The 12,112-nt window shown below is 45.9% G+C and carries 9 protein-coding genes; 2 read left to right on the top strand and 7 right to left on the bottom strand.

The annotated features are described in order from the left end of the window. Positions 1 to 133: 133 nt before the first annotated feature. From NIAKO_RS12670 to NIAKO_RS12645, 6 genes are all read right to left on the bottom strand, one after another. Positions 134 to 1,000 carry a DUF6929 family protein gene (locus NIAKO_RS12670; protein WP_014218825.1) on the bottom strand — a complete coding sequence of 289 codons (867 nt, stop codon included), beginning with the start codon at positions 998 to 1,000 and terminating at the stop codon, positions 134 to 136. Positions 1,001 to 1,035: 35 nt separating this feature from the next. Further along, positions 1,036 to 1,581, bottom strand: coding sequence for a 5-(carboxyamino)imidazole ribonucleotide mutase (gene purE, locus NIAKO_RS12665; RefSeq protein ID WP_014218824.1), 546 nt, complete (start codon positions 1,579 to 1,581; stop codon positions 1,036 to 1,038). 170 nt (positions 1,582 to 1,751) lie between these two features. After that, positions 1,752 to 3,083, bottom strand: a complete 1,332-nt coding sequence (locus NIAKO_RS12660) for a TolC family protein (RefSeq protein WP_014218823.1) — start codon at positions 3,081 to 3,083, stop codon at positions 1,752 to 1,754. A 102-nt stretch (positions 3,084 to 3,185) separates the two neighbouring features. Further along, positions 3,186 to 6,278 (bottom strand): efflux RND transporter permease subunit, encoded by a 3,093-nt coding sequence (locus tag NIAKO_RS12655; protein WP_014218822.1) that lies wholly within the window; start codon positions 6,276 to 6,278, stop codon positions 3,186 to 3,188. 9 nt (positions 6,279 to 6,287) lie between these two features. Further along, complete coding sequence (locus NIAKO_RS12650; RefSeq protein WP_014218821.1) at positions 6,288 to 7,337, bottom strand: efflux RND transporter periplasmic adaptor subunit; 1,050 nt, start codon at positions 7,335 to 7,337, stop codon at positions 6,288 to 6,290. 224 nt (positions 7,338 to 7,561) lie between these two features. Continuing rightward, the gene (locus tag NIAKO_RS12645) at positions 7,562 to 8,683 is read right to left on the bottom strand and encodes a 5-(carboxyamino)imidazole ribonucleotide synthase (protein ID WP_014218820.1); all 1,122 of its coding nucleotides are present in this window, start codon (positions 8,681 to 8,683) and stop codon (positions 7,562 to 7,564) included. Positions 8,684 to 9,011: 328 nt separating this feature from the next. Between NIAKO_RS12645 and hppD the strand changes: the two genes are divergently transcribed. Together hppD and NIAKO_RS37570 are read left to right on the top strand one after the other, a co-directional pair. After that, positions 9,012 to 10,139, top strand: a complete 1,128-nt coding sequence (gene hppD / locus NIAKO_RS12640; protein WP_041346698.1) for a 4-hydroxyphenylpyruvate dioxygenase — start codon at positions 9,012 to 9,014, stop codon at positions 10,137 to 10,139. Positions 10,140 to 10,486: 347 nt separating this feature from the next. Next, positions 10,487 to 11,674 carry a L,D-transpeptidase family protein gene (locus NIAKO_RS37570; RefSeq protein WP_014218818.1) on the top strand — a complete coding sequence of 396 codons (1,188 nt, stop codon included), beginning with the start codon at positions 10,487 to 10,489 and terminating at the stop codon, positions 11,672 to 11,674. Positions 11,675 to 11,800: 126 nt separating this feature from the next. On the opposite strand, the gene NIAKO_RS38955 is transcribed toward NIAKO_RS37570, so the two are convergent. Further along, a complete protein-coding gene (locus NIAKO_RS38955) occupies positions 11,801 to 11,953 on the bottom strand; it encodes a hypothetical protein (RefSeq protein WP_014218817.1) in 153 nt (50 codons plus the stop codon). Between the last annotated feature and the right edge of the window lie 159 nt (positions 11,954 to 12,112).

The following is a 12,112-nucleotide window of genomic DNA, read 5'->3' as shown; positions in this document are numbered from 1 at the left end:
TAAAGCTCAAAGCTGAAAACCGCGAATATGGGTTTTGCTTTCAGCCTTAGGCTTTCGGCTTTTAGCCTGCAACATAAAAGTAAAAGGCCTCCCGAAATATCGAGAGGCCTTAATTTATTTATAAAAGGAAGTTTTACTCCTTAACGCGTACAACGAAGATCCCATTCTTGCCGGCGCTTTTGTTATCGGCCAGCAGGTATAATTTTACGCGGGCGCCCTTATCGCTACGAATACAAACCGACTGCATATTGAACCCGGCAAAACCTTCGTCTGCTTCGCTTAAATGAAACAGGGAGTTTACCTTCATTTTTTTACGCACTACTTTGCGGGATGCGTTCTCAATAACAGCCAGGTAACTATCACCTGTAGTCTGATGGTCTTTATCAGCGCTTTCAGACAGTAAGCTTACTATCAGCCAGTCGTTTTTATACGAATAGGCGAGGCCTGATAACCCAACCACCTGTTTGGGTGTTTGTGGCAGATCAAAACTTACGGTAGTAATCTCGGCTTTTTCCTGGTTCTTCCAGAAATCGGCATCGGTTACAATGATGTGTTTTTCGGGCGCTGCTTTGTGGTCGCGGTTACACAAAATGAGTTTACCCAGCACAATGGCGGCCGACTCAATATTGATAACGCCTACTGTTTCTTTCAACCTGTTATAAAAAATGGTAATATCGTGTTCTTCCTTGGTAAGATCATCGAGGTTAACCAGGATGGCTTTGTGGTGTTGGTCTTTTACATCGAAACCCATTACCAGCAGGCGGGGAATGCTATTCACCTCTACGATGGTAGTTGCTTCAAAATCGGATTTTGACCCGGGTGCTAATTTGGGATCATCATACCCTAACAGCCGATGCTTTGCCTGAACCTGCCACTTTTTGAGGGCGATAAGGTCACTGGCGTCATCATCAACCAGGTATAGGGTGTCATTAAAAAATTCAACATTTGAGCCAACGGGCAAATCCGGAACTTCTCTGTAGTCGAGCAATTTGAGTTTCATACCGCGCGCAAATTACAAGGATGAAATATATTTGCCTAATCAAATTTGTTTTCCCACCCTTGTTTTTTTAGATTTTCAATCTTTACCAATACCTCTTCTTCCAGTTTCTTCTTGTAGGCAGCCACCTGATCCCCAATATGTTCCTCAAATGAACCGATAATGGAGGCAGCCAGGATACCTGCGTTTTTAGCCGCATTCAGCGCTACAGTAGCAACCGGTATGCCATTGGGCATTTGTAGAATTGACAATACTGAATCCCAGCCATCTATAGAATTGGAAGATTTAATAGGCACTCCGATCACGGGTAATGGCGTAAGGGAAGCTACCATACCCGGCAAATGGGCGGCGCCGCCGGCCCCGGCAATAATCACTTTCAACCCCCGCCCGCGGGCTTTTGTAGCATATTCCACCATCCGCATAGGCGTACGATGCGCGCTCACCACCGTTAATTCAAAAGCAATATTCAGGCTTTTCAACACCTCAGCTGCTGCCTGCATAACCGGCAGATCGCTGTCACTGCCCATAATAATTCCAACCTGAATAGTTTGTGGTTTGTGGTCTATGGTTTGTGGTCCATTCATTTCTGATCTCTGTTTTTATATTTTTGCCCCTTGAATTTTGAGCCGTTAAGATAGGTAATAAAACTTGTAGTTTTTTTTGTTAAAAGGTCGGCTCCGGCATACAATTCATGAAATACTGGTTCCCCATTTGCTCAGATTACGGGCCAATTGCCAAATTTCAAAAACTTAATCTATTTCAACAGATCGCCTCTCAACCGCATCAATTCTGTTTCGGCCTGTTTGGTATTGTATTTGGCAGTTGTAAGGCGGATATAGGCGTCCTGTAAACTTTTTTGCGCTTCACTTAATTCAAGATAAGTAGTAACGCCCTGCTTCAGGCGTTCAAAGGCAATATGTACATTTTCTTCTGCCAGTTGAATATTTTCATTTTCAACTTCGAGCAATTTCTTTTGCAATTCGTAATTCTTGAAAGAAGTGCTGATACCTACATCAACCAGGGATCGTTGTTTTTCATAATTCAATTCCTGGTATTGTACGTTGATCTGCGCCAGTCTTATAAGGCGGCGGGTATTAAAGCCGTTCAAAATGGGTACATTCAAACCAAATCCATAATTAAACCCTTTATTCTGATTATAAAAAGGCTGGTTCTGGTTCACCACCACGCTGTTATTGGTTTTGCCAAAATTGTAGGCCGAATTGAAAGAAAGGGTAGGCCACAAACCGGCTTTTTGCTCCTTAACGCCCAGATTGGCCACATCGATGCTTTTTTTGGCTGCCAGTAACATCGGGTTGGTATCCTCGTACTTATTGGCAAATTCGCCATATTGTAACGAGGTGTTAAGCGGAATGGTATCATCGGCCACCTCATAAACGGAGCCCTGTTTAAAACCTATCAGCTGGTTCAACTGATCGCGCAACTGGGCTATCAACGATTGCTGGGTTATTTGCGCCGCCCTTTGTGCATTGTAGTCAACCTTTGCCTGTAACAATTCAGGTTTGCTGCCCAGGCCCACCGATAATTTCTTATCGGCCAGTTGTACCCGTTCTTCGTAAATGGCCATTGTTTTATCAATAGCGGTCAACAGTTCTTTCTGGCGAACTATGCCATAGTAATTGTTGATCACCGCTGCTATGCTGTTTACGATCTGCGCTTTGAGGGTAAGTCCGCCCAGGGTTTCCTGTTCTATCAACCGCTCCCGCGTAGCAAACATCTTCAATCCATCAAAGAGGGTCCAGTTCAGGTTCACCCCATAGTTGACAGTGGAAGTACGTACGCCGTTGCGGGTAATTAAACTGTCTTTACCATCTACGCGGCTGGCAAATTTCAATTGTTGATTATTGGTATTCCAAATAGCGGAAGCCGTTCCATTCAGTTGCGGCATAAAGGCGCCGAATGAATAATAACGGTTCAATGCATAAGTAGTGGAATCGTTACGGCTCAATAAGATGTCGTAGTTATTCTTCAAAGCAGCTGTAACGGCATCCTGTAAGGTAAGCTGCTGTTGTGCGTTAACAAGTACGGTACTAATTAAGCTTATAACCAGTAAAGAAACATATTTCATATCTGAAGAAACTGTTTGTTAATCTTGAAAATGTTACAGGTTCCAGGTTGCAAGTTTCAGGAAAAATCCTGAACCTGTAACTTGAAACCTGCAACGTGTATCTTAAGCCCTATGGCCTTCTTTATCATCCATCAATTCCATTTCGCTTTTGTGTTTTGGCTGCGACAGGAATGAATAAACGGCCGGGATCACATACAGGGTCAATATCAGTGAGAACATGATACCACCCACGATCACAATACCCAGCGGTATGCGGCTTGTGGAAGCAGCACCCAGCGATAACGCCAGCGGTAATGCACCCAGGGCCATGGCCAAACTCGTCATAAGAATAGGCCGTAAACGCGCACTGGCCGCTTCAATTACTGCCTCCCGCTTTTTCAAGCCGGCACGCTGTTTCTGGTTGGCAAACTCCACTATCAGGATCCCGTTCTTGGTTACAAGCCCTACCAGCATAATCATGCCAATCTGCGAAAAGATGTTCAGCGTTTGATCAAACAACCATAAGCTTAACAGGGCGCCCGCAAAGGCCATCGGCACCGTGATCATAATTACAATGGGATCAATAAAGCTTTCAAACTGTGCTGCCAGTACCAGGAAGATCAGTCCCAATGCCAGCAACAATGCAAAGGAAGTATTACCGGAGCTCTCTGCAAAGTCGCGGCTGGCGCCGGAAAGCGAGGTAGCAAAAGAATCATCCAGCAGTTTTTTTGCAATATCCTGCATCGCCTTGATGCCTTCGCCCAGGGCATGCCCCGGCGCCATACCGGCCGAAATGGTGGCCGATTTGTACCGGTTAAAGTGGTACAGGGTAGGCGGGGTTGTCGCCTCGCGCATATTAACCAGGTTATCCAGCGAAATGATCTCGTTGCGGTTATTGCGCACGTAAATATTCTTCAGATCGGTTGGGTCGTCACGGTCGTTCCTGGCCACCTGGCCAATAACGGAATATTGTTTACCGGTACGGTAAAAATAGCCCATCTGCAGGTTACTAAGGGCCAGCTGCAGGGTTTGCGATACATCAGATACGCTCACACCCAGCTGACTGGCTTTTATGCGGTCTACTTCAATATTGACCTCAGGTTTGTTGAATTTCAGGTCCACATCCACACCCTGGAAAACCGGGTTCTTGTTCGCTTCTTCCAGGAATTTGGGCAACACGGCGGCTATTTTATCAAAGTCGTTATTTTGAATAACAAACTGCACGGGTAAGCCTCCCCGGCGGTTTACCGAAATGGTTTGTTCCTGGATGGCAAATGCTTTACCATCGGAGAACTTACCCAGGTTGCGGTTTATAATGTCAACGATCTGTTGTTGTGAGCGGTGGCGTTGCTCCGGATCGCTTAAAGTAGTACGTATCATACCGGTATTGGTAGCACCGGAACCACTAAACCCCGGCGCCACAATGCCCATAACGGTTTGGGCTTCGGGCACAGAGTCCATTACCAGTTGCGCCAACCGGTCAATGTAGGTATCCATATAATCATACGCGGTACCTTCAGGTGCGGTAACCTGTAAACGGAACTGGCTGCGGTCTTCCATGGGCGCCAGCTCAGACTGTATGCCCCCGCCGATGAAGTAAATGATGCCTCCGCAAAAAGCTACAATTACCCAGGCAATCCAGCGCACGCGCATAAACCGCTTCAGCGAATTGTGATACCCATCTTCCATCCAGCGGAAGAAAGGTTCTGTCTTATGATAGAACCAGCCGTGCTTGTGTACATCGCGGGTCAGCTTCACGTTCAGTACCGGCGTAAGCGTAAGCGATACCAGGGCAGAGATCAACACCGCACCAGCCACCACAATCCCAAACTCGCGGAACAGGCGGCCAACGAAACCCTGTAAGAAGATGATGGGTAAGAAGATAATCGCCAGCGTAATGGAGGTGGCAATAACCGCAAAGTAAATTTCTTTCGATCCTTCCTTCGCCGCCTGGTATTTGTTCATCCCTTCTTCCATCTTTTTAAAGATGTTTTCAGTAACCACAATACCATCATCCACTACCAGGCCGGTGGCAAGTACAATACCCAGCAGCGATAACACATTTATAGTAAAGCCGCTGATGTACATGATAAAGAAGGCGCCTATCAGTGAAACCGGGATGTCGATCAATGGGCGGAAGGCGATGAGCCAGCTGCGGAAGAACAGGTAAATGATCAGCACCACCAGGATCAGGGATACGATCAACGTTTCTTCCACCTCAGAGATAGAACGCTTGATGAATTTGGTTTGATCGAGTGCAATACCCAGTTTTATATCGGCGGGCATTTCCTTTTCCAACTGAGCCAGCCGTTTATAAAATTCGTTGGAGATGGCTACGTAGTTGGAACCGGGCTGAGGCACCAGGGCCAGTGCAATCATAGGAATGCGGCTTTCCTTCAGCACCGTTTCTTCGTTCTCGGGTCCTAGTACCGCTTCGGCCACATCCTTTAACCGGATGTCGCTGCCATTCACATTCTTAACAATAACATTATTGAAATCTTCTTCGGTTGTTAAGCGTCCAAAGGTGCGTACGGTTAACTCGGTTTTATTACCAGAGATCTTCCCGGAAGGCAATTCCACGTTCTCTTTGGTTATCGCGGCCTGCACATCACCAGGTGTTAAACCGTAGGCGCTCAGTTTGGCAGGATTGAACCAGATACGCATGGCATAGCGTTTCTCCCCCCAGATCTGGATAGAACTTACCCCGGGAATGGTTTGCAACCGTTCAACCAGTACGTTGTTCGCATATTCAGTTACCTCCAGCTGGTTGCGCGAATTACTTTGCACCGTCATGGAGATGATGGCGTCAGAGCTCGCATCGGCCTTTGATACTACAGGCGGCGCAGGTAAATCGGTAGGTAAGGAGCGGATGGCCTGGGACACTTTATCGCGCACATCATTGGCGGCCGCTTCCAGGTCAATGCTCAGATCAAACTCTACGTTAATACTGCTTACGCCCTGGCTGTTTGTTGAAGTGATATTTCTTACACCCGCAATACCGTTGATGGATTTTTCGAGTGGTTCTGTTATCTGTGATTCTATAATGTCTGCATTGGCGCCGGGATAACTTGTGCGCACACTTACGTTGGGCGGATCGATGGCGGGATAGTCACGAACCCCCAGAAAGGTAAAACCGATCACCCCGAACAATACTATCAGGATGTTCAGTACCGTTGCCAATACCGGTCGCCGCAAACTCAGTTCCGAGATATTCATTCAACTATCTTATTGTACTTTAACTAATTTGATTTTACTTTCGGGGCGGATGGCCAGTAAACCTGTAGTGATAACTGTATCACCTTCCTTAACGCCATCTAACACCTGCACATACGATGAATCGCGAATGCCGGTAGCCACCACCTGAAAGTTGGGTTTACCATCTTTATACACGATCACGCTTTTGTTACGCGCCTGTGGAATAACAGCCTGTGAAGGAACAATCAGGGAACGGTCGTTCTTTCCCAACTGCAAAGCAACTTTAGCAAAGGCGCCGGGCACCAGCAGCTGGTGCTGGCCCTGTACTACCGCCCGTACTTTCAGGGTGCGGGTAGTTGCTTCAATATTCGATTCAGTAGCCAGCACAGAGGCATTGAACTTTTGATCGGTGCCTGCTATAGTAAAGCTCACCTGACGGCCTTTATACATGGTTTCACTGTACTTTTCAGGAACAGTGAATTCCAATTTCAATTGATTGACCTGGCTGATAGTAGTAAGAAGGGTAGTGGGACTAATGTAAGCGCCATTACTGATATTCCTTAAACCAATACGACCTGCGAATGGCGCCCTGATCTCTGTTTTGCTGATGTTTACCTGGGTAAGATCGATATCGGCTTTCAGGTTACTTACCTGCAATTCACTGAGATCAACATCCTGTTGGCTGATACCATTGATGGATAACAATTGCTGCTGACGCTCGGCTGTTTTTTGCGCTATCTGCAATTGCACCTGCAATTTTTTTAGCTGAGCCTGCAGGTCGCCATCAAAAAGTTTTACCAGTAATGCGCCTTTTTGCACAAAACTTCCTTCCGGAATATTCAAAGCAACTATGCGGCCGGAAATTTCAGGGCGGATCTCTGTTACTTCAAAAGGAAACAGGGTACCGGGAATTTCGAGGCTTTCACTAAGGGGTTTTGATCTTACAATAAATGCTTCCGCCTGTATGGGGCGATTGCCACCTTTGCTGCTGGCTTTAGGGGCATCATCTTTTTTCTCGCTTTTACAGGAAATAAAAATGAGGGACAGAATAAATCCAAAAACAATCCTGTTACGGTTCATCTGAGTTGTTATAAGTTTAAAGCGATCCGCCAACCGGCGGATCAATCGTGAAACGGCAAACGTAAAACAGCCAATGGGTTCTCCGGCCAGCAGAGATGAACTCCGATTTTCAGGCCCCCTTTCATGTTTCACGTTTTACGTTTCACGTTGTATTTCGCCCGCAAAATTAATGTTTTACCTAAGGTTGAGTATTAAAAAGAGATGAACGGCAGGCAGAACGGCGGTTAACTAACTACTTTTAATATGTTTTTAATCCGGTTCGCTTTATACGTCAAATCCTGTTTGTCTTTACTGACGATGGTTACGTGGCCCATCTTGCGGCCGGGCTTGGTTTGTTTTTTACCATAGAGGTGAACGAATACATTATCCATAGCCAGTATTTCTTCCAGCCCCTGGTATTTAGCTTCGCCTTCAAACCCTTCGGCGCCCACCAGGTTTACAATGGCGGCAGGTAAAATATGTTCCGTATTGCCTAAGGGATATTGCAACATCACCCGCCATAACATATCAAATTGCGAACTGTAGTTGGCCTCAATAGTATGATGGCCACTGTTATGAACGCGGGGCGCTGTTTCATTTACATATACATCGCCTTCCTTGTTTACAAACAACTCAACCGCAAAAATACCAGGGCTTTTTAGTCCTTTTACTACCGCCAGTGCAATGGCTTCTACCTTCCACAATGTTTTTTCATTTACTTCAGCCGGACTGATCTGGTAATCGAGCAGGTTCAACCGTGGGTCTACCACCATATCAACCGGTGGATACAATACGTCCTCCCCTTTATCATTCACGGCAATGATCATGGAGATCTCGCGGTGAATGTTTACCATTTTCTCCAATACAGCAGGGGCGTCAAAACCTTTATCCAGGTCGCCGGGTGTGTTTAACAGTTGTACACCTTTACCGTCGTAGCCGCCGATGCCTATTTTATGAACGGCAGGCAGCATATCGGCTTTGGCCCGCAGTTCGGCCAGGTTTTGAGTAATAACAAATGCAGCCGTAGGAATTGATTGTTCTTTATAGAATTCCTTTTGCAGGATCTTGTTTTTTATAGTGCGCAGGGCAGAAGGTTTGGGGTACACCCTTACGCCTTCCTGTTCCAGTTTTTCGAGGGCATCTTCGTTCACAGATTCAATCTCAATAGTAATGGCATCCAGGCCTTTGCCAAAATTATACACATCATCAAAATTGCGAATATCGCCTTTTACAAAATGATGGCATAAGTGGGCTGCAGGACATTGGTCATCGTTTTCAAGAATAAAGGTTTCAACAGGATAGTTGGCCGCGGCCTGTAAAAGCATTCTGCCTAATTGTCCGCCACCAAGGATTCCGATTTTTTGCATGGTTCGAGTTTAGTTAAGCGGCAAAGATAAGGTTTACGCCGGGAGGGGCAAGGTAGAAAGCCCCTGGGCGCCCCTTCATTTCCGCTCAGGATCATTTCGTCATTTTTTCTATCTTTGGTTCACCGAATGCAACCCGATTACCCACATAAGGTTTTTAACGACAAGCGCATGGGCTATTGCCTGCTGATGGTAGCATTGGCTATGGACAGTTATTTGTCCTGAGCGGAGTCAAAGGATTCTCCCCGTACATTTTACTCTTGCTGACAGTTATTTTATAATTGATTGCTGCGTTATTTCCTGAATACCATTTAAACACAAATAGTATAGTATGTCTAAGACATTAATGGCGGCTGCGCCCAATACAGACACCGATTTTCTTCCCCTCGAAGGAACCGATTATGTGGAGTTTTATGTTGGCAATGCCAAACAGGCTGCCCATTTTTATAAAACCGCTTTTGGCTTTCAGTCAATCGCATATGCCGGTCCCGAAACCGGCGTAAAAGACCGCGCCAGTTATGTTATCCGTCAAAACAAGCTCACGTTTGTATTAACAACGCCCCTGCGCGCCGGCAATCCCATGGCCGACCATATTTACAAACACGGCGATGGCGTAAAAGTACTGGCCCTTCGTGTACAGGATGCTACCAAAGCCTGGGAAGAAACCACCAAACGCGGCGGTAAAAGTTACATGGAACCCACCCGCCTCAAAGACGACAATGGCGAAGTGGTGTTAAGCGGTATTCATACCTATGGCGAAACCGTTCACCTGTTTGTAGAAAGAAAAAACTACACCGGCGCCTTTATGCCCGGTTATAAAGAATGGAAAACCGTATACAACCCCACCGATACCGGCCTGCAGTATGTTGACCATTGCGTAGGCAATGTAGGCTGGGGGCAAATGAATAAATGGGTAAGCTTTTATGAAGAGGTGCTGGGCTTCCGCAACATCCTGAGCTTTGATGACAATGATATTTCAACCGAATACTCGGCATTGATGAGTAAGGTAATGAGCAATGGCAACGGGTTTGTAAAATTCCCCATCAATGAGCCCGCAGAAGGCCGTAAAAAATCACAGGTAGAAGAATACCTTGAATTTTATGACGGCGAAGGCTGCCAGCATGTGGCCCTGGCAACCAATAACATTGTGGAAACCGTCTCCACCTTACGCGCCCGGGGTGTTGAATTCCTCACCATCCCCACCAGCTATTATGATGAACTGGTTGACAGGGTAGGGCATATAGATGAAGACCTGGAGCCGCTGAAAGAACTGGGCATCCTGGTTGACCGGGACAATGAAGGCTATCTGCTGCAGATCTTCACCCGCCCTGTTGAAGACCGGCCCACTTTATTTTTTGAGATCATTCAGCGCAAAGGCGCCAAAAGTTTTGGAAAAGGAAACTTCAAGGCCCTGTTTGAAGCCATTGAGCGCGAACAGGAACTGAGAGGAAACTTATAATAATTATTGAGAGAATCTGCCAGGAAAGTCCGGCCAATGCCAGGTAACAACTAGCTGAGGTCCGGACTTTTCCCTTTTTCCGGCATTTTTTTTGGTCAGCAGGTTTCGCATAAACATTAATCACGATTTGTTGTTGAAAGACCTGAGGATGAAGCGTCGCAGGTGCTAAACTGCCATTTAGCTATAACAACATCAAAATACTTGCATACAGTAGTTTATGTATTTTCCACAATGTGCATAAGCTAAATTGTTTTTTAGTAGCCTGTTTGTATTAATTTTAACATCGATTAACGCCAGCGTAGTAAATAATCATAACCTATATTTCGTTACTATCCCAGTTAACTTACATGAGATACGCGTATATACTTTTACTGGGGGCCATAAGCCTTGTAAAAACAGCTTCAGCGCAAACTGCAGCAACCAGTATTAATTTTATCGATTACCAACGTGGCTTCCCGCGCATTAACGATGCACTGAAGAAAAAGGAAGACACGTTGATGAAGCAGTTTGAGGAGAAGAAGTTAGCCTGGCCCGCCCGCTACATTTACATCCGCTCCTTTAAATACGACAGCCAGATAGAAGTTTGGGTTAAGCAGGAACTGAACGATAAGTTTGCCCTGTTTAAAACCTATCGGGTATGCGCGATGGCCGGTTCGCTGGGCCCCAAACGCATGGCAGGCGATTACCAGGTACCCGAAGGCTTTTATTACATCAATGAGTTCAACCCCAAAAGTAATTACCACCTGTCGCTGGGTTTAAATTATCCCAACGCCTCAGACCGGATCCTCAGTGATTCCCTGATGCCCGGTGGCGATATATATATCCATGGCAGTTGTGTAACCACAGGTTGCATTCCCGTTAACAACGAACAGATTGAGGAATTGTACATTCTGGCCGCACACGCCAAAAGTGAAGGACAGGATTTCATTCCGGTGCATATTTTCCCCATCCGTTTCGACAATCCCCGCAGCAGCGAATACCTGAAAAAGTATGTAAAGGATTTTCCGGAATACCTGCCGCTGGAGGAAGAAATGAAACATGCCTACACCTATTTTGAAAAAACCCGCAAGCTGCCGGTGATCATGGTGTCGAAGAAAGGGGAGTATGTGATCGATGGCATTATTCCTAAAGAAAAGGAACCGGAACCGGTGGTGAAAAAAGAACGCCGGCCGTTGAAAACGTATAACCAGGATGAGATTTCCACTGTAGTGGAGCGCTTACCGGTTTTCCCTGGTGGCAACGACAAATTCCAGGCATTTATTGATAAACTGAGCAAAGACATGGCGCCCTACCTGGGCCAGCAACAGAAAACCTTTGCCATGGTTGAGTTTGTGGTTGATAAAGCAGGAAAAGTGATCTACGCCAATGTAATCAAAGGCGGCAACGACGACCTGAACGATCACCTGATAGAAGCGTTTGAGAACATGCCGCAATGGACACCGGCCGTAAAACACGAGCAAACCGTTGCCGTTAAATTAAAACAGACCATTTTTATTGAAAAGCCCGAGACCCAGGTTGTGGGAGCGGCGCAGTAGTCAATAGACAATAGCCAATAAGCAACTGGCAAACATATTTAATAAAGAATGCCACCAATAATTGGTGGCATTTTTTTTATATAGAACGTTGAAGGCGTGCGAGCAAATTGCTCATTGCCAATTGAATTAAATAATATCAAGCGCCTTTACAAAGAACGTACAAACAAAAGGCAGGATCAGGGTCAAATACTCAAAACGTGTAGCGACAGCAAGAATAAACGCTGCAGTTGATGCCAGGAACAGGATCCAGTACAAAAATTTTGAAGAACCATTAGCCATATTGGTAAAATTTTGAGGCAAAAGTAGTGCGAAAGATTTGAAATAGGAAATGGGTGTGTATTTTTTACTATCTTTCAAACCTCAAACCTCCCGGTTGTGGCCCGCTGATTTGTCCTGAATTTCCCGGAACCATTAAGACCTTAATGGTATTTTATAGAA

This window comes from Niastella koreensis GR20-10 (assembly GCF_000246855.1).
Classification (GTDB): domain Bacteria; phylum Bacteroidota; class Bacteroidia; order Chitinophagales; family Chitinophagaceae; genus Niastella; species Niastella koreensis.
This window is presented reverse-complemented; position numbering and strand designations above follow the sequence as displayed.

Bases quoted from the DNA above. Each gene is read 5' to 3' on its own strand.
- NIAKO_RS12670 (WP_014218825.1), bottom strand. From the start codon at position 1,000: ATGAAACTCAAATTGCTCGACTACAGAGAAGTTCCGGATTTGCCCGTT.
- purE (WP_014218824.1), bottom strand. From the start codon at position 1,581: ATGAATGGACCACAAACCATAGACCACAAACCACAAACTATTCAGGTT.
- NIAKO_RS12660 (WP_014218823.1), bottom strand. From the start codon at position 3,083: ATGAAATATGTTTCTTTACTGGTTATAAGCTTAATTAGTACCGTACTT.
- NIAKO_RS12655 (WP_014218822.1), bottom strand. From the start codon at position 6,278: ATGAATATCTCGGAACTGAGTTTGCGGCGACCGGTATTGGCAACGGTA.
- NIAKO_RS12650 (WP_014218821.1), bottom strand. From the start codon at position 7,337: ATGAACCGTAACAGGATTGTTTTTGGATTTATTCTGTCCCTCATTTTT.
- NIAKO_RS12645 (WP_014218820.1), bottom strand. From the start codon at position 8,683: ATGCAAAAAATCGGAATCCTTGGTGGCGGACAATTAGGCAGAATGCTT.
- hppD (WP_041346698.1), top strand. From the start codon at position 9,012: ATGTCTAAGACATTAATGGCGGCTGCGCCCAATACAGACACCGATTTT.
- NIAKO_RS37570 (WP_014218818.1), top strand. From the start codon at position 10,487: ATGAGATACGCGTATATACTTTTACTGGGGGCCATAAGCCTTGTAAAA.
- NIAKO_RS38955 (WP_014218817.1), bottom strand. From the start codon at position 11,953: ATGGCTAATGGTTCTTCAAAATTTTTGTACTGGATCCTGTTCCTGGCA.